General features: G+C 60.1%; 33 protein-coding genes and 1 pseudogene. 2 read left to right on the plus strand and 32 right to left on the minus strand.

Annotation, left to right across the window (positions count from 1 at the left end; genetic code table 11):
- The first annotated feature begins 60 nt into the window (after positions 1-60).
- On the plus strand, positions 61-495 hold the full coding sequence (locus ACTX90_RS12190; protein ID WP_047119654.1) for a hypothetical protein: 435 nt from the start codon (positions 61-63) through the stop codon (positions 493-495).
- Between the two features lie 175 nt (positions 496-670).
- On the opposite strand, the pseudogene rplQ reads toward ACTX90_RS12190, so the two are convergent.
- The 20 genes and pseudogenes from rplQ to ACTX90_RS12290 form a co-directional block, all read right to left on the minus strand.
- A pseudogene (gene rplQ / locus ACTX90_RS12195) lies at positions 671-1,117 on the minus strand (50S ribosomal protein L17); the annotation flags it as partial.
- An 83-nt stretch (positions 1,118-1,200) separates the two neighbouring features.
- A complete protein-coding gene (locus ACTX90_RS12200; RefSeq protein WP_047119656.1) occupies positions 1,201-2,202 on the minus strand; it encodes a DNA-directed RNA polymerase subunit alpha in 1,002 nt (333 codons plus the stop codon).
- Between the two features lie 168 nt (positions 2,203-2,370).
- Positions 2,371-2,772, minus strand: coding sequence for a 30S ribosomal protein S11 (gene rpsK, locus ACTX90_RS12205; protein WP_022874114.1), 402 nt, complete (start codon positions 2,770-2,772; stop codon positions 2,371-2,373).
- A 43-nt stretch (positions 2,773-2,815) separates the two neighbouring features.
- On the minus strand, positions 2,816-3,190 hold the full coding sequence (rpsM, locus tag ACTX90_RS12210; protein ID WP_047119657.1) for a 30S ribosomal protein S13: 375 nt from the start codon (positions 3,188-3,190) through the stop codon (positions 2,816-2,818).
- A 149-nt stretch (positions 3,191-3,339) separates the two neighbouring features.
- Complete coding sequence (rpmJ, locus tag ACTX90_RS12215; RefSeq protein ID WP_071894985.1) at positions 3,340-3,453, minus strand: 50S ribosomal protein L36; 114 nt, start codon at positions 3,451-3,453, stop codon at positions 3,340-3,342.
- A gap of 125 nt (positions 3,454-3,578) precedes the next feature.
- Positions 3,579-3,800 (minus strand): translation initiation factor IF-1, encoded by a 222-nt coding sequence (infA, locus tag ACTX90_RS12220; RefSeq protein ID WP_047119658.1) that lies wholly within the window; start codon positions 3,798-3,800, stop codon positions 3,579-3,581.
- A 224-nt stretch (positions 3,801-4,024) separates the two neighbouring features.
- Positions 4,025-4,858: a type I methionyl aminopeptidase gene (gene map / locus ACTX90_RS12225; protein ID WP_047119659.1), complete on the minus strand. Its 834-nt coding sequence runs from the start codon at positions 4,856-4,858 to the stop codon at positions 4,025-4,027.
- Between the two features lie 147 nt (positions 4,859-5,005).
- Positions 5,006-5,578 (minus strand): adenylate kinase, encoded by a 573-nt coding sequence (locus ACTX90_RS12230; protein ID WP_047119660.1) that lies wholly within the window; start codon positions 5,576-5,578, stop codon positions 5,006-5,008.
- A complete protein-coding gene (secY, locus tag ACTX90_RS12235) occupies positions 5,575-6,879 on the minus strand; it encodes a preprotein translocase subunit SecY (protein ID WP_047119661.1) in 1,305 nt (434 codons plus the stop codon). Before secY ends, ACTX90_RS12230 begins: the two co-directional genes overlap by 4 nt.
- A 253-nt stretch (positions 6,880-7,132) precedes the next feature.
- On the minus strand, positions 7,133-7,588 hold the full coding sequence (gene rplO / locus ACTX90_RS12240; RefSeq protein ID WP_047119662.1) for a 50S ribosomal protein L15: 456 nt from the start codon (positions 7,586-7,588) through the stop codon (positions 7,133-7,135).
- A 2-nt stretch (positions 7,589-7,590) separates the two neighbouring features.
- Positions 7,591-7,797: a 50S ribosomal protein L30 gene (gene rpmD, locus ACTX90_RS12245; protein ID WP_047119663.1), complete on the minus strand. Its 207-nt coding sequence runs from the start codon at positions 7,795-7,797 to the stop codon at positions 7,591-7,593.
- Between the two features lie 5 nt (positions 7,798-7,802).
- Entirely contained in the window at positions 7,803-8,480 is a 678-nt protein-coding gene (rpsE, locus tag ACTX90_RS12250; protein WP_181728114.1) for a 30S ribosomal protein S5, read from the minus strand.
- Positions 8,481-8,509: 29 nt separating this feature from the next.
- Entirely contained in the window at positions 8,510-8,881 is a 372-nt protein-coding gene (rplR, locus tag ACTX90_RS12255) for a 50S ribosomal protein L18 (RefSeq protein ID WP_047119665.1), read from the minus strand.
- 2 nt (positions 8,882-8,883) lie between these two features.
- Entirely contained in the window at positions 8,884-9,420 is a 537-nt protein-coding gene (gene rplF, locus ACTX90_RS12260; protein WP_047119666.1) for a 50S ribosomal protein L6, read from the minus strand.
- A gap of 21 nt (positions 9,421-9,441) precedes the next feature.
- Entirely contained in the window at positions 9,442-9,840 is a 399-nt protein-coding gene (gene rpsH, locus ACTX90_RS12265) for a 30S ribosomal protein S8 (RefSeq protein WP_047119667.1), read from the minus strand.
- Between the two features lie 57 nt (positions 9,841-9,897).
- Positions 9,898-10,467 (minus strand): 50S ribosomal protein L5, encoded by a 570-nt coding sequence (gene rplE, locus ACTX90_RS12270; protein ID WP_047119668.1) that lies wholly within the window; start codon positions 10,465-10,467, stop codon positions 9,898-9,900.
- Positions 10,467-10,811: a 50S ribosomal protein L24 gene (gene rplX / locus ACTX90_RS12275; RefSeq protein WP_047119669.1), complete on the minus strand. Its 345-nt coding sequence runs from the start codon at positions 10,809-10,811 to the stop codon at positions 10,467-10,469. The genes rplE and rplX overlap by 1 nt, the downstream gene beginning before the upstream one ends.
- A 2-nt stretch (positions 10,812-10,813) precedes the next feature.
- Complete coding sequence (rplN, locus tag ACTX90_RS12280) at positions 10,814-11,185, minus strand: 50S ribosomal protein L14 (RefSeq protein ID WP_013349674.1); 372 nt, start codon at positions 11,183-11,185, stop codon at positions 10,814-10,816.
- Between the two features lie 328 nt (positions 11,186-11,513).
- Positions 11,514-12,470 carry an endonuclease/exonuclease/phosphatase family protein gene (locus ACTX90_RS12285; protein ID WP_424678106.1) on the minus strand — a complete coding sequence of 319 codons (957 nt, stop codon included), beginning with the start codon at positions 12,468-12,470 and terminating at the stop codon, positions 11,514-11,516.
- A 52-nt stretch (positions 12,471-12,522) separates the two neighbouring features.
- The gene (locus ACTX90_RS12290) at positions 12,523-13,026 is read right to left on the minus strand and encodes a VOC family protein (protein ID WP_443442168.1); all 504 of its coding nucleotides are present in this window, start codon (positions 13,024-13,026) and stop codon (positions 12,523-12,525) included.
- Positions 13,027-13,094: 68 nt separating this feature from the next.
- Between ACTX90_RS12290 and ACTX90_RS12295 the strand changes: the two genes are divergently transcribed.
- Complete coding sequence (locus ACTX90_RS12295) at positions 13,095-13,892, plus strand: helix-turn-helix domain-containing protein (RefSeq protein WP_047119672.1); 798 nt, start codon at positions 13,095-13,097, stop codon at positions 13,890-13,892.
- Between the two features lie 14 nt (positions 13,893-13,906).
- On the opposite strand, the gene ACTX90_RS12300 is transcribed toward ACTX90_RS12295, so the two are convergent.
- The 12 genes from ACTX90_RS12300 to rpsJ form a co-directional block, all read right to left on the minus strand.
- Positions 13,907-14,308, minus strand: coding sequence for a RidA family protein (locus ACTX90_RS12300; RefSeq protein ID WP_047120838.1), 402 nt, complete (start codon positions 14,306-14,308; stop codon positions 13,907-13,909).
- 140 nt (positions 14,309-14,448) lie between these two features.
- Positions 14,449-14,736 (minus strand): 30S ribosomal protein S17, encoded by a 288-nt coding sequence (gene rpsQ, locus ACTX90_RS12305; RefSeq protein WP_047119673.1) that lies wholly within the window; start codon positions 14,734-14,736, stop codon positions 14,449-14,451.
- Positions 14,736-14,999: a 50S ribosomal protein L29 gene (gene rpmC / locus ACTX90_RS12310; RefSeq protein ID WP_047119674.1), complete on the minus strand. Its 264-nt coding sequence runs from the start codon at positions 14,997-14,999 to the stop codon at positions 14,736-14,738. Before rpmC ends, rpsQ begins: the two co-directional genes overlap by 1 nt.
- Positions 15,000-15,001: 2 nt before the next feature.
- Positions 15,002-15,418, minus strand: a complete 417-nt coding sequence (gene rplP, locus ACTX90_RS12315; protein WP_047119675.1) for a 50S ribosomal protein L16 — start codon at positions 15,416-15,418, stop codon at positions 15,002-15,004.
- Complete coding sequence (rpsC, locus tag ACTX90_RS12320; protein WP_047119676.1) at positions 15,419-16,204, minus strand: 30S ribosomal protein S3; 786 nt, start codon at positions 16,202-16,204, stop codon at positions 15,419-15,421. It abuts the gene before it with no gap.
- Positions 16,205-16,570, minus strand: a complete 366-nt coding sequence (rplV, locus tag ACTX90_RS12325; protein WP_047119677.1) for a 50S ribosomal protein L22 — start codon at positions 16,568-16,570, stop codon at positions 16,205-16,207.
- 60 nt (positions 16,571-16,630) lie between these two features.
- Positions 16,631-16,912 carry a 30S ribosomal protein S19 gene (gene rpsS / locus ACTX90_RS12330; RefSeq protein WP_022874134.1) on the minus strand — a complete coding sequence of 94 codons (282 nt, stop codon included), beginning with the start codon at positions 16,910-16,912 and terminating at the stop codon, positions 16,631-16,633.
- 12 nt (positions 16,913-16,924) lie between these two features.
- A complete protein-coding gene (gene rplB / locus ACTX90_RS12335; RefSeq protein ID WP_047119678.1) occupies positions 16,925-17,764 on the minus strand; it encodes a 50S ribosomal protein L2 in 840 nt (279 codons plus the stop codon).
- A 31-nt stretch (positions 17,765-17,795) separates the two neighbouring features.
- Entirely contained in the window at positions 17,796-18,098 is a 303-nt protein-coding gene (rplW, locus tag ACTX90_RS12340; protein ID WP_047119679.1) for a 50S ribosomal protein L23, read from the minus strand.
- Entirely contained in the window at positions 18,095-18,697 is a 603-nt protein-coding gene (gene rplD, locus ACTX90_RS12345) for a 50S ribosomal protein L4 (protein WP_047119680.1), read from the minus strand. The genes rplW and rplD overlap by 4 nt, the downstream gene beginning before the upstream one ends.
- A 4-nt stretch (positions 18,698-18,701) precedes the next feature.
- Positions 18,702-19,352 (minus strand): 50S ribosomal protein L3, encoded by a 651-nt coding sequence (gene rplC, locus ACTX90_RS12350; RefSeq protein WP_047119681.1) that lies wholly within the window; start codon positions 19,350-19,352, stop codon positions 18,702-18,704.
- Positions 19,353-19,372: 20 nt separating this feature from the next.
- On the minus strand, positions 19,373-19,681 hold the full coding sequence (gene rpsJ, locus ACTX90_RS12355) for a 30S ribosomal protein S10 (RefSeq protein ID WP_013349689.1): 309 nt from the start codon (positions 19,679-19,681) through the stop codon (positions 19,373-19,375).
- Between the last annotated feature and the right edge of the window lie 143 nt (positions 19,682-19,824).

A 19,824-nucleotide genomic window follows, 5' to 3' on the forward strand; every position in this document is an offset into this window, starting at 1 on the left:
GTAATTCGTACATTCAACGGCGAAACAACAGACCAGTCCACTTACCCCACAAGGATCAGCATGTTCAGAAAATTCGCCGCCGCAACTGCCCTCTTCTGTTTAGGGCTCACCGCTCTGACGGGATGTAGCGGGAAGCTCTCCACGGAAGAAACTTGCGACTACCTCAACCAGCAAATCAAGGAGCGTGAGATCAATATGAAGTTCGAAACAGGTGACATCAAGCTGGCAAAAGGCGAGACAGGAGACTATGAATCGGCGCTTGAGGAGTTCGATGCAATGCTAAAGGACACGGCCGGCAAGACCGGAGACAAGCAGTTGCAAGAATCCTTGATATCCGCAGCAGGGCAAAGCACTTCAGCCTTGAAGATTCTGGCTGACGATAGCTCAGACTTCGAAGCCCAAATGGAAAGTATCAGCGAGCTGAATACAGCGTCCCAGCAACAGAACACGGAGTATCTGGGCACCGCATGCCCTAATCTGGACTCAGTCGGTTGATACGCTAGCCGGATTCCAGGCCTGCAGCTGGCACCATGCGAACGACGCAGAAATAATGGCATCATTCATGCATGCTTTGCCCTGTACCTCGAAGCAAAAATCCCCGGAATACCGATCAGGTATTCCGGGGATTTTTGACGCTTCAAGCGCCGAAGATGCTAAACGCTAGGGCTTAGGCCTCTTCGGTAGCTTCAGCAGCCTTCTCGGTAGCCTTGGTGGCCTCCTTGACGACAGCCTGCTTTGGCGAAACTGGCTCCATCACGAGCTCGATAACAGCCATAGGAGCGTTGTCGCCCTTGCGGTTACCGATCTTGGTGATTCGGGTGTAGCCACCGTTGCGGTCAGCCATGGCTGGTGCGATGTTCTCGAACAGTTCGTGAACGATCGACTTGTTGGTGCGCGAACGCGAAGCGATCACGGACTGGACGCGACGACGCGAAGCCAGGTCTCCGCGCTTTGCGAAGGTGATCAGGCGCTCTGCGTGTGGACGCAGACGCTTGGCGCGGGTCAGGGTGGTGGTGATCTTCTTGTTCTCGAAGAGCTGTGCCGACATGTTAGCGAAGATCAGTCGCTCATGTGCTGCACTGCCGCCGAGACGCGGACCCTTGGTGGGGGTAGGCATTGTGGTTCTCCTAGATGAATAACCCGTTCCGTACGATTAGGCCGTATGGACGGATGAAGTAGTGTGTCGCGAGACTCAGGTCTTTACAGACCCTCGTCGTAGTCGTCGCCATCATCGATGGCGCTACGAGCGGCCAGATCGAAGCCTGGAGGGGAATCCTTCAGGGCCAGACCCAGTTCAACAAGCTTGGCCTTGACTTCGTCAATGGACTTCGCACCGAAGTTACGGATATCCATCAGGTCAGCCTCGGAGCGAGTGACAAGTTCACCCACAGAGTGGATGCCCTCACGCTTCAAGCAGTTGTACGAACGAACGGTGAGTTCCAGATCCTCAATCGGCAGTGCCATGTCGGCAGCCAGGGCTGCGTCGGTTGGCGATGGGCCGATTTCGATACCCTCGGCTGCAGTGTTCAGTTCGCGGAACAAACCGAACAGTTCAACCAGGGTGGTTCCTGCGGATGCAACTGCATCGCGCGGGGTGATCGATTCCTTGGTCTCCACGTCGACGATCAAGCGATCGAAGTCGGTGCGCTGCTCAACACGGGTAGCCTCCACGCGGAAGGTCACCTTCAGCACTGGGGAGTAGATCGAATCCACAGGGATACGACCGATCTCGCCATCAGCGCTCTTGTTCTGCGAGGCAGACACGTAACCGCGGCCGCGCTCAATGGTCAGTTCCATGTCGAACTTGCCATTGGCGTTTAGGGTCGCGATGTGCAGATCAGGGTTGTGGAACTCCACACCGGCTGGCGGGGTGATGTCCGCTGCGGTGACGACGCCTGGGCCCTGCTTGCGCAGGTAGGCGACGACTGGCTCGTCGTGCTCGGAAGACACGGACAGGTTCTTGATGTTCAGAACCAGTTCGGTGACGTCTTCCTTGACACCGGCTACGGTGGTGAACTCGTGCAGCACGCCGTCGATACGAATGCTGGTGACGGATGCACCAGGAATCGAGGACAGCAGGGTGCGGCGGAGCGAGTTACCAAGGGTGTAACCAAAGCCTGGCTCCAGCGGTTCGATAACGAAACGGGAGCGGTTTTCGGCAACTACTTCTTCGGTCAGGGTTGGGCGCTGCGTAATGAGCACTTACATTTCCTTTCAGCGAGCGTCCGCTATATGACGCCTCACGGGGGTGGAAACGACGGTAGCCTGAGGTGGCCGTTCGTCTTTTTGCAGGCTTATAAGTCCAAGATAGTCACCGGAGCACTCAGATGAATGCTTCGGTGACTTCTCAGGCTTAGCCTAGCGAATCAATTAGACGCGGCGACGCTTCGATGGGCGGCAACCGTTGTGTGCGCTTGGGGAAACATCCTGGATGGATCCAACCTCAAGGCCAGCAGCCTGCAGCGAACGGATCGCGGTTTCGCGTCCCGAGCCCGGGCCCTTGACGAAAACGTCAACCTTGCGCATGCCGTGCTCCTGCGCACGCTTGGCAGCGGCTTCAGCAGCCATCTGGGCAGCGTACGGGGTCGACTTACGCGAGCCCTTCATGCCTACCTCGCCGGCCGAAGCCCACGAGATCACAGCGCCAGTCGGATCGGTGATCGAAACGATGGTGTTGTTGAAGGTGCTCTTGATATGCGCCTGTCCCTGGGCGATATTCTTTTTGTCCTTGCGACGCGGCTTACGTACCGCTCCACGAGTCTTTGGGGGCATTTCTTCTCCTACGAAAAAGGTTTTTGAACTAGACCGCTAAGATTTAGCGAGTCTTCTTCTTACCGGCTACGGTGCGCTTCGGGCCCTTGCGGGTACGAGCGTTGGTCTTGGTGCGCTGACCGCGGACCGGCAGGCCCTTACGGTGACGAAGACCTTCGTAGGATCCGATTTCAACCTTGCGGCGGATGTCAGCCTGAACCTCGCGGCGCAGGTCACCTTCCACCTTGTAGGTGCCTTCGATGAAGTCACGAAGCTGAACGAGCTCAGCGTCGGTGAGATCCTTCACGCGGGTATCCGGGGAGATCCCGGTTGCTGCGATGGTCTCTTCTGCACGGGTCTTGCCCACGCCGTAGATGTAAGTCAGCGCGATGATTACGCGCTTCTCGCGTGGGATGTCCACGCCTGCTAAACGAGCCAAGTGGCTACCTTTCAACCAACGGAGGTCTGGAGCAGCACCTTCCGCAAGTGTCCTCGCGGCCCCGGCCTCCGAATCCGGGGGTGTACGGCAACCTGGGTTGCCGCGGTACTGCCTATATGACTACGCGTGGGAAATCCCGAAAAACGGAATTAGCCCTGACGCTGCTTGTGGCGTGGGTTCTCGCAGATCACCATGACGCGACCATTGCGGCGAATCACCTTGCACTTGTCGCAGATCGGCTTCACGCTAGGGTTAACCTTCAAGGGTTTACTCCTCTTGCGGTTGCAGTTAAATGTGGAGCAGTAAAAAGCTTATCCAAGAACATTGCTCTAGCGGGCGCTTTGCGATGAATCGCACAACGTCCGCCAGAAAAGTCCAAGAGTGCTGTTTACTTGTAGCGGTAAACGATACGGCCTCGGTTGAGGTCGTATGGGCTCATTTCAACCTGCACTCGGTCCTCTGGGAGGATTCGAATGTAGTGCTGACGCATCTTACCCGAGATAGTGGCGAGCACCACGTGTCCATTCGGCAGCTCCACGCGGAACATCGCGTTCGGCAGCGCTTCGGTCACAGTGCCCTCTACCTGGATGACACCTTCCTTCTTGCCCATTTTCCCCGCTAACTTTGGTTGCCTTGGTTTCCCTCGGCAAGTAATTGGTTCTGGTTCGCGACCGGTGCAACCCCAACCTAAGGTTTTGGGCGCACTTAAATAACGAACCAACAGACAACACTACGCCATCACCACGGCCTTCGCCAATTCGGACCGTGTTTTAAACTGTTAGATCCAGCACTCCGCGTGGATGCGGAGTGCTGGATCTTCAGTGGACGGGTATCCTATGGGCGGATTGGCGACGGGGTCACGCCGAACGGCGCCAGGCCGGCCTCTCCCCCGTCATGGGCCGAGAGTACCCAGACGCCGCCCATGGTGAAGGCGACGGTGTGCTCCCACTGCGAGGCGTTGGACTTGTCGTTGGTGACCACGGTCCAGTCGTCCTCAAGCACCGAGGTCTCGATGCCGCCGCGCACCAGCATCGGCTCGATGGCTAGGGCCATGCCCGGCTTGATGCGCGGACCGCGGTGGCCGGAGTTGTAGTTCAGCACGTCCGGAGCCATGTGCATCTCGGAGCCGATGCCGTGGCCGCAGTAGTCTTCCAAGATGCCCAGCTCGTCGCCCGGCTGGCTGGTCACGAAGTCGTCGATGGCGGTGCCGATCTGGCCGATGAAGCGGGCCTTGGCCGCGGCGGCGATGCCTGCCCACATGGCCTGCTCGGTGATGTCGCTCAGGCGCTGGTCTGCCGGGTCGATGTTCTTGCCCACCAGCACGGTGCGCGCCGAGTCCGAGTGCCAGCCGTCCACAATGGCGCCGCCGTCGATCTTCAGCACGTCACCGTCCTTCAGCTCGTAGTCCGACGGGAAGCCGTGCACGACCTCGTGGTTGACCGAGGCGCAGATATTGGCCGGGAACCCGTGGTAGCCGAGGAAGTTGCTGGTGGCTCCGTGGCGCTCCAGCACCTTGGCGAAGACCTTGTCGACGGCGGCGGTGGTGATGCCTGGGCGTGCCATGGCGACGGCCTCATCCAGCGCCTCGGCCAGCACCAGGCCGGCTTCGCGCATCTTCAGGATTTCCGAGTTGGATTTGTACTCAATTCGCGGCTGTCCAAGTGCCAAGGTAACTCCCCTAGGTGTTCACGGGTTGCTCGCCGCCGGCGGTTGCCGGCGTTGGTGCGAGCCTTCAGTCTGTAAAATCACGCAGGGACCGTGCCGCTCGCCCGTAGGCTTGCCGTGCACGGTCCCTGCGCGTGAGAACGCTTGCGCTTAGGCGTTGACGTTCAATGCGGCCATGACGCGGTCGGTGACCTCGTCGATGGCGCCGATGCCGTCGACCTTGCGCACGATGCCACGTTCTTCGTAGCGGTCGACCACGATCTTGGTCTCTGCGTTGTACAGGCCCAGGCGGTGGCGGATGACCTCTTCGGTGTCGTCCGCGCGGCCTTCGATCTCTGCACGCTTCAGCAGCCGGGCAACCAGCTCGTCGTCGTCGGCGGTCAGCTGCAGCACTGCGTCCAGGGCGATGCCCTTGGCTTCCAGCATTGCATCCAGAGCGTCGACCTGTGCGCTGGTGCGCGGGTAGCCGTCCAGCAGGAAGCCGGTGGCCACATCGTCCTGGTTCAGGCGGTCTTCGACCATGTTGTTGGTGACCGAATCAGGTACAAAGTCGCCATTGTCGATGTACTTGCTGGCTTCGATACCCAGCGGGGTACCGCCCTTGACGTTCGCGCGGAAGATGTCGCCGGTGGAGATCGCGGGGATCTCCAGGCGCTCGGAGATCTTCACGGCCTGGGTTCCTTTACCGGCGCCCGGCGGTCCAATGATAAGCAGTCGACTCATCGCAGTAGCCCTTCGTAGTTTCGTTGCTGCATTTGAGCATTGATTTGTTTGACGGTCTCAAGACCAACACCAACCATGATGATGATCGAGGTACCGCCGAATGGGAAACTCTGATCTGCGTTGATCAACACGAAGGCAATCAATGGAATCAACGCGACGAATGCCAAGTACAGCGAACCCGGGAACGTGATCCGCGAGATCACGTACTGCAGGTACTCGGCGGTCGGACGGCCGGCCCGGATGCCCGGGATGAAGCCGCCGTACTTCTTCATGTTGTCCGCCACCTCAACCGGGTTGAAGGTGATGGCTACGTAGAAGTAGGTGAAGCCGATGGTCAGCAAGGTGTACACCAGCATGTACCACGGCGAGGAGGTCGAGGAGTGCGTCTGCAGCCACAGCGCCCAGTCCGGCAGCGTGCCGTCCGGGTTCTGGTTGAACTGCACGATCATCTGCGGCAGGGCCAGGATCGAGCTGGCGAAGATCACCGGGATCACGTTAGCCATGTTCAGCTTAAGCGGGATGTAAGTGGAGGTCCCGCCCACGGTGCGCCGACCGATGGTCCGCTTGGCGTACTGCACCGGCACGCGGCGCTGGGACTGTTCCACGAACACAACCAGGCCGATGATGACCAGGCCGATGGCGATGACGCCGACGAAGGTCAGCCAGCCCTGGGTCTGCAGGATCGCGCCCATGGAGGCTGGGAAGCCCGAAGCGATCGAGGTGAAGATCAGGATCGACATGCCGTTGCCGATGCCGCGTTCGGTGATCAGCTCGCCCATCCACATGATCAGGCCGGTGCCTGCCGTGAGTGTGATGATCATCAGCAAGATGACGATCAGGCTGTCGTCCGGCACCAGCGGGAGGCTGCAGCTCGGGAACAGGTTGCCTGTGCGGGCCAAGGTCACCAAGGTGGTGCCCTGCAGCAACGCCAAGGCGATGGTGAGGTAACGCGTGTACTGGGTCAGCTTGCCCTGGCCGGCCTGGCCTTCCTTGTGCAGGGTCTCGAAGTGCGGGATGACCACACGCAGCAGCTGCACGATGATGGCCGCCGTAATGTACGGCATGATGCCCATCGCGAAGATCGAAACCTGCAACAGGGCGCCGCCACTGAACAGATTCACAAATGAATAAAGTCCACCGGTGGTTTCACCCATTGCCAGACACTGCTGAACGTTGCTGTAATCAATACCCGGGGTCGGGATGAATACGCCGACACGGTAGATCGCGAGGATCCCCAGCGTGAACAGCAACTTGTTGCGCAGATCAGGCGTCCGAAAAACTCGGGCTATGGCGCTGAACAAGCGTCCTCCTGAAGTATGTTCCTGAGTCGTTGAGCCAGATACGACTACGACCTAATGATTCTAGCTGTCCTAGGTAGCTCCGCGCCAAATACGAGACACGGAAAATGCCCGGAATTTTCTCATTTGTAATAAGAACAGCCAGATCACCGAAGCTATTTCCGGCGATCAGCCGAAAATCTTTGAGAAATGGAAAGCCCCCGTTCACCTTGAAAACTCAACGTGAACGGGGGCTTGGCCTTGGCTTGACCCTAGCTTAGAGGGTGTTTGCCGAGCCGCCGGCAGCAGCGATCTTCTCAGCAGCGGAAGTCGAGAAGGCATCAACCTTCACGTCGACCTTGACCGAGATCTCGCCGGTGCCCAGCACCTTGACGGGCTGGTTCTTGCGAACGGCGCCCTTGGCAACGAGTGCCTCGACGGTGACTTCGCCACCCTCTGGGAACAGCTCCGAGATCTTGTCCAGGTTTACAACCTGGAACTCGACGCGGAACGGGTTCTTGAAGCCGCGCAGCTTCGGCAGACGCATGTGCAGCGGAAGCTGTCCGCCTGCGAAGCCTGCCTTCACCTGGTAACGAGCCTTGGTACCCTTGGTACCGCGACCGGCGGTCTTACCCTTCGATGCCTCACCACGACCAACACGGGTCTTGGCGGTCTTGGCACCTTCAGCTGGACGCAGGTGGTGTACCTTAAGTGCGTTTTCCTTCTGAGCCATCTTTACTTCGCCTCCTCAACCTTCAGCAGGTGTGGGACCTTGTTGACCATGCCGACAGTCACAGGGTCAGCGGAGCGGACAACGGTGTGTCCGATGCGCTTCAGGCCCAGCGAGCGAACAACGTCGCGCTGTACCTGGTTACCACCGATGATGGACTTGATCTGGGTGATTTCCAGCTGGGCGTCGCTTGGAACAATGTTCTTAGCCATTGAAATTAAGCACCTGCCTTCTGGGACTGGATGTGACGCAGCATTGCTGCCGGTGCAACCTCGTCCAGCGGAAGACCGCGGCGAGCTGCAACAGCCTGAGGCTCTTCCAGAGCCTTCAGTGCGGCAATGGTGCCCTGAACGATGTTGATCTGGTTCTGCGAACCCATCGACTTCGACAGGATGTCGTGGATGCCTGCGCACTCCAGCACGGCGCGCACCGGACCGCCGGCGATAACGCCGGTACCCGGAGCGGCTGGGCGGAGCAAGACAACGCCAGCGGCGGCCTCGCCCTTGACCAGGTGCGGGATGGTGGTGCCAACGCGTGGAACGCGGAAGAAGGACTTCTTGGCCTCTTCAACGCCCTTGGCGATAGCGGCAGGAACTTCCTTAGCCTTGCCGTAGCCAACGCCGACCATGCCGTTGCCGTCACCGACGACTACCAGAGCGGTGAAGCTGAAGCGACGACCACCCTTGACGACCTTGGAGACGCGGTTGATAGCTACAACGCGCTCAAGGAACTTGTCCTTGTCTTCGTTGCGGTTATCCTTCTGATCGCGACCGCGGCCACGACCTTCACCACGACCGCGGCCTTCGCCACGACCGCGACCCTCGCCACGGCGGGATCCGGTGTTCTCGGTAGCGGGAGCAGCTGCAGTCTCGACTGCCTCAGTAGCTTCAGACACCTGAGTTTCCTTCTTGTTGGTTGCTTCGCTCACAGTGCCAGCCCACCTTCACGTGCGCCGTCAGCAACAGCAGCCACGCGACCGTGGTACTTGTTGCCGCCGCGGTCGAATACAACAGCCTCAATGCCGGCAGCCTTGGCACGCTCTGCAACGAGCTCGCCAACGCGCTTGGACTTTGCGGTCTTGTCTGCATCGCTTGCGCGAAGATCTGCTTCCATGGTCGAAGCGCTGGCCAGGGTCAGACCCTTCGAGTCGTCCACGATCTGAACGAACATGTGACGAGCCGAGCGGTTGATGACCAGGCGTGGACGAGCCTCGGTACCGACGATGCGCTTGCGCACACGCAGGTGACGGCGACCGCGCTGAGCGGACTTGCTCTTGCCCTTGATTCCGATAGCCATGATTACTTACCAGCCTTTCCAGCCTTGCGCAGGATACGCTCGCCGGCGTAGCGGATGCCCTTGCCCTTGTAAGGCTCGGTCTTGCGCAGCTTGCGGATGTTAGCGGCAACCTCACCGACGTGCTGCTTGTCGATGCCAGCAACGGTGATCTTGTTGTTGCCCTCCACGGACAGGGTGATGCCCTCAGGGGCTTCAACGCTGATCGGGTGGGAGTAACCCAGAGCAAGCTCAAGGGTGTTGCCCTTGGCCTGAACGCGGTAGCCGGTACCGTGGATTTCGAGCTTCTTCTCGTAACCCTCGGTGACACCAATGATCAGGTTGTTGATCAGGGTACGGGTCAGACCGTGCAGCGAACGGGCCTCGCGGCCGTCGTTCGGACGGGAGACGGTAACGGTGTTCTCGTCCTTGGCAACGGTGATCGGAGCCGAAACGGTCAGCGAAAGCTCACCCTTCGGGCCCTTGACGGTGACCAGCTGGCCATCGATGTTCAGTTCAACGTTGGCAGGAACGGTGATCGGAAGACGTCCAATACGTGACATAGTGTTTTCCTTCCCTTCCCGTTACCAGACGTAGGCGAGGACTTCCCCACCCACGCCCTTCTTTGCAGCCTGACGGTCGGTAAGCAGACCGGAGGAGGTGGACAGGATCGCGATACCAAGACCACCGAGCACGTGAGGCAGGTTGGTGGACTTTGCGTAAACGCGCAGGCCTGGCTTGGAGATACGACGTACGCCGGCGATCGAACGCTCGCGCGATGGGCCGTACTTCAAAGTGATGGTCAGCTTCTTGCCGACTTCGGCAGCCTCTTCCTCGAAGGAGGCAATGTAGCCCTGTTCCTTCAGGATGTTGGCAATGCGCAGCTTGAGCTTGCTCGACGGCATCGACACAGTGTCGTGATAAGCCGAGTTGGCGTTGCGCAGACGAGTCAGCATATCTGCGACTGGATCTGTCATAGACATGTGGGCTTCAGCCCTTCCTCGTTACGGTTTCCTTTGCGGACCTGTAACGTAGTGAGATTAGTTGTTGGTCTTGAACGGGAAGCCCAGAGCCTTGAGCAAGGCGCGGCCTTCGTCGTCAGTCTTGGCGGTGGTCACCACAGTGATGTCCATACCGCGCACGCGATCGATCTTGTCCTGATCGATTTCATGGAACATCGACTGTTCGGTCAGACCGAAAGTGTAGTTGCCATTGCCATCGAACTGGCGGTCGCTCAGGCCGCGGAAGTCGCGGATACGAGGCAGTGCCAGGGTGATCAGGCGATCAACGAATTCCCACATGCGATCGTTACGCAGGGTGGTGTGGGTACCGATCGGCATGCCTTCGCGCAGCTTGAACTGTGCGATCGACTTGCGGGCACGGGTAACCACTGGCTTCTGACCGGTAATTGCGGTCAGATCGCGCACGGCGCCTTCAATGAGCTTGGAATCCTTGGCTGCTTCGCCAACACCCATGTTCACTACAACCTTGGTCAGGTTAGGAACCTGCATCGGGTTGGCGTAGTTGAACTGCTCCTGCAGGGCAGGGCGGATGTCAGCTGCGTACTTAGCGCGCAGACGTGGCTGGATCTTGTTGGCTGCTTCAGTCATTACAGATCCTTTCCGGAAGCCTTGGCGTAACGAACGCGTACAGTCTTGGACACGCCGTTCTTTTCTACGGTTTCCTCGCGGAAACCAACGCGGGTTGGCTTCTTGGTTTCTGGATCAACAACAGCAACGTTCGAAACGTGTACTGGAGCTTCAACAACCTCGATGCCGCCAGTCTGGGTGCCGCGCTCGGTCTGGCCAGCCTTGGTGTGCTTGGTGACGCGGTTAACGCCCTCAACCAGCACGCGGTTGGTCTCGGTGATGACCTTCAGGACCTTGCCCTGCTTGCCACGTTCCTTACCGGCGATGACCTGAACCAGGTCACCCTTCTTGATCTTTGCGCCCATGCTTACAGCACCTCCGGAGCCAGGGAAACGATCTTCATGAACTTCTTGTCGCGAAGTTCACGACCCACTGGGCCGAAGATACGAGTTCCACGAGGATCGGCAGCGTCACCCTTGAGGATCACTGCAGCGTTCTCGTCGAACTTGATGTAGGAACCGTCGGCGCGACGGATTTCCTTCTTGGTGCGAACGACGACAGCCTTGACGACGTCGCCCTTCTTTACGTTGCCGCCAGGGATTGCATCCTTGACGGTTGCGACAATGGTGTCGCCGATGCTTGCGTAGCGACGCTTCGAGCCACCCAGAACACGAATGGTAAGGATTTCCTTAGCACCGGTGTTATCGGCAACCTTGAGTCGCGACTCCTGCTGAATCACTTCTTACTCCTGTCGTCTCGCTGGTTCTCATAAATGAGCCTTGCGGAACGGATATGGTCTCCACGATACGATCGCTTACCCCCACCGACGCGGGCGCACCGAATGCTGATCCCAATTGGCGGCAGGGCCGAGGCGTAAAATATCGAGGCTGTGTGTGCAGCGAATATGATTTCCGACCGCACTGCATCAGGCCGAAGGTGGATAGTCCCCGAACAAGATGCGCACAGATTCTTAAGTTTAGCCTAGAGTGGCGCGAAACCGAAATGGTGTGGTAGGGCGAAAAGACGCGTTGTTGGTCACATCGGCAACGGAAAAGAACCGCGGAAATTCAAGGATCCACCATCAGCTCGGCCACCACACCCAGATGGTCCGAACCGCCAATGCTCTGCGTTTGGAAGTCCGCCACGTGTGCCTGGCTGGCCAGAATATGGTCGATTTCGACCAGCGGAGGGAATCTCCTGCCCGCCGGCCACGAGACGTCGGGCCACCGACCGGAGGATTCAAGGAAACCGGCCGTCGCACTTCGGTACTGCGGGTGGGCGCGTACCGAGTTGAAGTCCCCTGCCAAGATCACCGGGCCCCCGCGGTGGCTTTGCGCCCAGTCTTCCAGCGCGGCCAGTCCCTGGGCCCACCGCGCGGCGTTGTTCAGCGGCGGGTAGATGTGGATGCCGGCGACTGTGACGGGCCCCTGCGGCGTCTGCACTTCGGCGACCGGCAGCGAATACCATCCGGTGTCCTTCGCGCTCAGCTCCTCGGTCCGCTCCGTGAGCCGGTAGCGCGAGAAGATCACGGTATCACGCTCTCCCCCGGCCGGGGCCTGCGCGGTCCGGTATCCCAGGTCATTCATGGCGCCGCGCTGGGTCAGGGCCGCATGCAGCGGTTCGCTAGTTTCCACCAGCACCAGAATATCGGGGTCGCGCTGCCGGATCGCCTCGGCCAGTTCGTCGGGTTCCGCGCCCGCCTTGAGCGTATTGAAGGACATCATCGTCAACGATTCGCCACTTGCCCCGGCGGTCGAGCACGGCATCGCGGGGTTGAAGCTGGCAGCTACTCCTGACAGCAGGCAGCCGAGCAGTAACGCTGCGAGAACCCATCGGCGCCTCAGCAGCGCGACCAGGCATGCTGCGGCCGGCAGTACGAGCATCCACAGCGCAAAGGCCTGCAGCTTCGGAACCCAGCCGGCGCCGAGCCATGGGAGCCATCCCAGCAATCCGATGAGAATGCCGGCCAACAGCACGAGCGGCCACGCCCACGGAAGTGTCGTCGTCGCCCGTGTGCTCATCATGTCTTGAGCCTACGCGGTGAGGTCCATGCGGAAGCCGATTGACGGCGTGTTCCTACTGTTCAGATGCCCATTGGGCCACCCGTTGCACGCTTTCTTCCTCGGACAGGTCTTCCACCCGGCTCAAGATGGACCAGCGGATGCCGAAGGGGTCGATGATGGATGCGAATCGGTCACCGGAGACGAAGTTCGTGGCCGGTTCGCGAATCGTCGCGCCGGCTTCGACGGCCTTGGCAAGCACCGCATCGACGTCCTGGCAGTACAGCCCCATGGAATAGCAGGCGTTCGGGGCGGCGGGCGGCGGAACGAGCCCGTAGTCCGGGCTTGGTTCACCGATCTGCAGGTGCCCCTGGCCGAAGTCGATCTCTGCATGCGCAATAACCCCGCCCATCACGGTGGTGTCGATGATGCGCGCGCCGAACACGTCGCGGTAGAATTCCAGCGCGCCGGCGGCATTGGCGATCGACAGGAACGGGGTCAGGCTGCTCACGCCATGCGGTACGCCGTCGGTGGTGTATTTGCCGGAGACGCCGCGGGTTGATTCATTCTCTGTTTTCATGCCACAACGGTATTCCCCTGTGGCACCCTTGGACTTGTAGAAACACGACAACTTCAAGGCGGTGGCCGGTGGCAGATGAACGCGATCGCCGAGGTGTCCTGTATCCCGCGCGGCTCCCGCAGTTCGAGCGTATTCTCCCGCCACCCGAGCTGAAGGCCCTGGTCGGCTGGTTCTGGCTCGTGCACTGGGATATCGATGCCGGCAGGACCTCGCGGCAACAGCTGCTTCCGTTCCCGTTGATGAACCTCGTGGTGCAGGAAGAAGGCGTGACGGTGTCCGGCCCGGCCTCCGCGGCATCCCACCGGGATCTATCCGGCAACGGGTGGGCTGTGGCCGCCTTGCTCCGGCCCGCTGCGGCGGACGTCCTGGAGCTGTCCCCCGCCGAGCTGGTTGACCGCGAAGTCGAATTCAACGCCCCGGATCTGCTGGAGGCGGTCACCTGCATCCTGGGCAAGGGCGCGGGCCCTTCGGGCAATCATGAAAGCGCCGCTGCGCTGGGAGCGTGGTTTACGCGTACGTGTCCTGTCCCTGAGTCGCAGGGGCTTGTGGCCAACGAATTCATCGACTACGTCGCCGCGACCCGCAGCGCAGTCAGTGTCGAGCAGGCGGCCGCAACACTGGGATTGGGCGTCAGGAGCCTTCAGCGGCTTTCGCTGCGGTATCTCGGGTTGCCGCCCTTGGCGGTCATCCGCCGCTACCGGCTGCAGGAAGCAGCCGCACGGGTACGGGAGAACCCGTCAACCTCCATCGCCCAGATCGCCGCCGAACTCAGGTACGCGGACCAGGCGCACCTGGCTTCGGACTTCCGGAGAATTCTCGGATTCAGTCCCAGCTCGTACCGCGAACAGAATGTTCCTGAACGCTAGCCACCCCGAGGACTTCAGGGCACGATGGCGGCGATCGCGCTGATCTCGATCAACGCGCCGGGCAATCCCAGGGCGGCGACCATGCTGGCCACGACCAAGGGCGGTTCGTCCCTGGCGAGCCGTGGAGCGATCGCCCCGTAGGCGGCATTGACATCGCTGCCCTGGACCATGACGACGGTCCATTGCACCACGTCGTCGAGGCTCGCTCCGGCGGCTGCCAGTGCCGCCACCGCGTTGTCCAAGGCCTTGGACGCCTGCGCGGCGATGTCCCCCGCGCCTTCCAGCCGGCCTTGCGTGTCGACAGCGTCCTGCCCTCCAAGATAGACCGTGGCCATGCCCGGCGGGACCACCGCCGCGTGGCTGAAGGCCGGTGAGTGGACGAGCCCCTCGGGGCGGAAAAACTGAATCTGTGCCATGAAGCATGGTTGCACAGAATTCTCGGCCAGGCCACGGCAGCCACGTTGTTCCGTATGCGCAAAAACGCCCCGAACTCTTCTTTCGAAGTGTTCGGGGCGTTTTGTGCAATTCACGTAATCCGTGAAATCACCAAGAAAGCTTACTTAGCCTTCTCGACGATCTCGACCAGACGCCAGTGCTTGTCAGCAGACAGCGGGCGGGTCTCAGCGATTACAACCAAGTCACCGATGCCGGCCTCGTTGTTCTCGTCGTGAGCCTTCACGTTCTTGTTACGACGCATGACCTTGCCGTAGAGGGCGTGCTTCACACGGTCCTCAACGTCAACGACGATGGTCTTCTGCATCTTGTCGGAAACCACGTAACCACGGAGGGTCTTGCGGTCGTTGCGCTCGGTTGCGTCAGCCACACCGTTCTCCTTCTCGCTCATTACTTGGAGTCCTTCTTGGTCTCTTCAACCGGAACAACGACATCCTGACGAATACCCAGCTCGCGTTCGCGCAGCACCGTGTAGATGCGGGCGATGTCGCGCTTGATGGCCTTCAGGTTACCGTGGGTCTCCAGCTGGCCGGTGGCCGACTGGAAACGCAGGTTGAACAGTTCTGCCTTGGCCTTCTTCAATTCCTCGTTCAAACGAGCAGTATCGAAGCCGTCCAGGGACTCAATGCTAAGGTCCTTAGAACCGATAGACATCCCTATTCACCACCTTCACGACGCACGATGCGTGCCTTCATCGGCAGCTTGTGAATCGCGAGACGCAGGGCCTCGCGAGCTACCTCTTCACTGACGCCACCGAGTTCAAACATGACTCGTCCTGGCTTGACGTTGGCGACCCACCACTCCGGCGAACCCTTACCGGAACCCATGCGGGTTTCGGCTGGCTTCTTGGTCAGCGGACGGTCTGGGTAGATGTTGATCCACACCTTACCGCCACGCTTGATGTAACGGGTCATGGCGATACGAGCGGCCTCGATCTGACGGTTGGTCACGTAGGCCGGGGTCAGCGCCTGAATACCGAAATCACCGAATGCTACGGTGGTGCCGCCCTTGGCAGCACCCGAACGCTTCGGGTGGTGCTGCTTGCGGAACTTTACTCGACGTGGGATAAGCATTTAAGCCTCTCCTCCTTCCGCAGCCGGAGCTGCAGCGCCCTTGTTGCGGTCGTTACGACGACGACGCTCTCCACCACGTGGACGATCGTTGCCGCCGCGGCCGCCGCGAGCTGGAGCAGCAGCAGCCTGCTGTGCAGCCAGTTCCTTGGCGGTGACGTCACCCTTGTAGATCCAGACCTTCACGCCGATGCGGCCGAAGGTGGTCTTGGCTTCGAACTTGCCGAAGTCGATGTTCGCGCGCAGGGTGTGCAGCGGCACACGGCCTTCGCGGTAGAACTCCTTGCGGGACATTTCTGCACCGCCCAGGCGACCGGAGCACTGAACGCGGATGCCCTTGGCACCAGCGCGCATTGCCGACTGCATTGCCTTCTTCATCGCACGGCGGAAAGCCACGCGGGAAGCAAGCTGCTCGGCGATGCCCTGGGCGACCAGCTGGGCCTCCATGTCAGGGTTCTTGACCTCGAGGATGTTCAGCTGAACCTGCTTCTTGGTGAGCTTTTCCAGCTCGCCGCGAATGCGGTCGGCTTCGGCGCCGCGGCGACCGATCACGATGCCCGGACGAGCGGTGTGGATGTCCACACGCACACGGTCACGGGTACGCTCGATCTCAACGCGGGCGATGCCGGCGCGGTCCATGCCGTCGGACAGGAGCGCACGGATCTGTACGTCTTCCTTCACGTAATCCTTGTAGCGCTGACCTGGCTTGCTGGAATCAGCGAACCAGTGCGACACGTGGTCAGTGGTGATGCCGAGACGGAAACCGTTCGGGTTTACCTTCTGTCCCATTTAGTTCTCCCCACCCTTCTTAGGGGTTGAAACAACCACAGTCACGTGGCTGGTGCGCTTCTTGATCTGGAATGCGCGACCCTGAGCTCGCGGCTGGAACCGCTTCATGGTCGGACCCTCGTCAACAAACGCCTCGCTGATAATCAGCTCGTCCTCATTGAATGCTTCACCTGCGCGGTCCGCGGCGGCACGGGCGTTAGCCACTGCCGATGCGACAACCTTGTATACCGGCTCCGAAGCTGCCTGTGGGGCGAACTTCAGAATGGCCAGTGCCTCGTTGGTCTGCAGACCACGAACAAGGTTGACGACGCGCCGGGCCTTCATAGGCGTTACGCGGATATGGCGCGCAATTGCCTTGGCTTCCATTGCTATCCTTCTCTCGTCTATCGAAGAAGTGCTAAGCGATCACTAGTTCCCTTGCGGGGCCTAGCGGCGCTTGCCCTTCTTGTCGTCCTTTACGTGGCCACGGAACGTGCGCGTTGGGGCAAACTCTCCGAGCTTGTGACCAACCATGGATTCGGTAACGAACACAGGAATGTGCTTGCGACCGTCGTGCACGGCGATGGTGTGTCCCAGCATGTCCGGGATGATCATCGAACGGCGGGACCACGTCTTGATGACGTTCTTGGTGCCCTTTTCGTTTTCAGCAACGACCTTCAGGAACAGGTGCTGATCGACGAAGGGGCCTTTCTTCAGGCTGCGTGGCATGTTTCCAGGCTCCTATCGCTTGTTCTTGCCGGTCTTGCGACGACGCACAATGAGCTTGTCGCTTTCCTTGTTCGGACGACGGGTGCGTCCTTCACGCTTACCGTTGGGGTTGACCGGGTGGCGACCACCGGAGGTCTTGCCCTCACCGCCACCGTGTGGGTGGTCGACTGGGTTCATCACAACACCACGCACGGTTGGGCGAACGCCCTTCCAGCGCATGCGGCCGGCCTTGCCCCAGTTGATGTTGATCTGCTCGGCGTTGCCAACTTCGCCGATGGTTGCGCGGCAGCGCACATCGACGTTGCGGATTTCGCCGGAAGGCAGACGCAGCTGAGCGAAGCGACCCTCACGGGCTACCAGCTGGATCGAAGCGCCAGCGGAACGAGCCATCTTGGCGCCGCCGCCTGGGCGGAGCTCCACAGCGTGAATCACGGAACCAACCGGGATGTTACGCAGCGGCAGGTTGTTGCCTGGCTTGATGTCAGCGTTCGGACCGGCCTCAACGGTGTCACCCTGGTTGAGGTTGTTCGGTGCGATGATGTAGCGCTTGGTGCCGTCCACGTAGTGGAGCAGTGCGATACGAGCGGTGCGGTTCGGGTCGTACTCGATGTGAGCAACCTTTGCCGGAACGCCGTCCTTGTCGTGACGACGGAAGTCGATCACGCGGTATGCGCGCTTGTGTCCGCCACCCTTGTGTCGGGTGGTGATCTTACCGGAGTTGTTACGGCCGCCGCTCTTGGTGAGTGGGCGAACCAGCGACTTTTCCGGAGTCGATCGGGTGATTTCTGCGAAGTCGGCTACCGACGAGCCGCGCAGGCCCGGGGTAGTCGGCTTGAACTTACGAATTCCCATTTATTCTATTCCTCGTTAAAGTGGTCTCCGCTTAGGAAAGCGGACCGCCGAAGATGTCAATCGAACCATCCTTGAGGGTGATGATTGCACGCTTGGTAGCCTTGCGTGCGCCCCACCCGAACTTGGTACGCTTGCGCTTACCTGGACGGTTGATGGTGTTCACGGAATCAACCTTGACGTTGAAGATCGCTTCAACGGCATTCTTGATTTCCGACTTGTTCGAACGTGGGTCGACCAGGAAGGTGTACTTACCTTCGTCGATCAGACCGTAGCTCTTTTCCGATACGACTGGTGCGATGACCACGTCGTGTGGAGCCTTGGAGAAGGTGCTCACTTGGCTTCCTCCTTCTGGACCAGGGCATCGAATGCAGCCTTGGTGAAGACTACGTCATCCGAAACCAGAACATCGTAGGTGTTCAGCTGGTCGACGTACAGAACGTGCACAGCGGCGAGGTTGCGCACGGACAGTGCAGCAACATCGTTGGCGCGATCGATGACGACAAGCAGGTTCTTGCGCTCGGTCAGCGAACGCAGGGTTGCCAGTGCTTCCTTGGTCGACGGGGTCTCACCGGCGACCAGGTTCTCAATGACGTGGACGCGATCGAAGCGTGCGCGATCAGACAGGGCGCCGCGCAGTGCAGCAGCCTTCATCTTCTTCGGGGTACGCTGCGAGTAGTCGCGCGGGGTTGGGCCGTGGACAATGCCGCCGCCGGTCATGTGAGGAGCGCGGATCGAACCCTGACGGGCGCGGCCGGTACCCTTCTGCTTGAACGGCTTGCGACCTGCACCCGAAACCTCGGAGCGGTCCTTGACCTTGTGGGTACCCTGGCGGGCAGCAGCCAGCTGTGCAACGACAACCTGGTGCAGCAGCGGGACGTTGGTCTGTACGTCGAAGATCTCTGCAGGCAGTTCGACGTTAAGTGCCTTAGTCATTTACTTATGCTCCCTTCACGGCGGTGCGTACGAGGACGACGCGGCCGCGGGCGCCTGGAACGGCACCCTTGATCAGCAGGAGGTTCTTCTCAGCGTCGATGGCGTGGATGGTCAGGTTCTGAGTGGTAACACGCTCAGCGCCCATGCGACCAGCCATCTTCTGTCCACGGAAAACGCGACCTGGGGTCGATGCGCCGCCGATGGAACCTGGCTTACGGTGGTTCTTGTGAGCACCGTGCGAAGCGCCAACACCGGAGAAGTTGTGACGCTTCATGGTACCGGCGAAGCCCTTGCCCTTGGAGGTGCCAACGACGTCGACCTTCTGGCCGGCTTCGAAGAGTTCCACGGACAGTTCCTGGCCAGCTGCGTACTCGGCAGCGTCTGCGGTGCGCAGTTCTACCAGGTGACGACGTGGGGTCACGCCTGCAGCTTCGAAGTGACCTGCCAGTGGCTTGGTCACCTTGCGCGGATCGATCTGGCCGTAGCCGATCTGAACTGCGGTGTAGCCATCGCGGTCAGCGTTGCGAAGCTGGGTGACAACGTTGCTATCAGCCTGCACGACGGTGACAGGGATCAGGTTGTTGTTCTCGTCCCAAACCTGGGTCATGCCGAGCTTCGTGCCCAACAGGCCCTTAACATTGCGGGTTGCGGTCATAGTTTTCTCGCCACCTCCCCTTAAAGCTTGATTTCGATGTTGACGTCCGCCGGCAGGTCGAGACGCATCAGCGAATCAACAGCCTTCGGGGTCGGATCGACGATGTCGATCAGACGCTTGTGCGTGCGCATTTCGAAGTGCTCACGGCTGTCCTTGTACTTGTGTGGCGAACGGATAACGCAGTACACGTTCTTTTCCGTTGGCAGCGGCACTGGGCCGACTACGGTTGCGCCTGCGCGCGTGACCGTCTCAACGATCTTCCGGGCTGAAACGTCAATGACCTCGTGGTCATACGACTTCAGCCGGATGCGGATTTTCTGTCCCGCCATGGCGTCATGCCTCTTTCTGATAGCACTATTTACAAGTTCTGTGCCTAATACGGGCTCTTGCGAGCCGGCACGCCTTACGCTGCGGCTGAATCCGGATGAATCCGGGTTCCTCAACCCCAGGAGGCTCCGACCCCCGAACTCGG

The organism is Glutamicibacter soli (assembly GCF_052322135.1).
GTDB lineage: Bacteria > Actinomycetota > Actinomycetes > Actinomycetales > Micrococcaceae > Glutamicibacter > Glutamicibacter soli.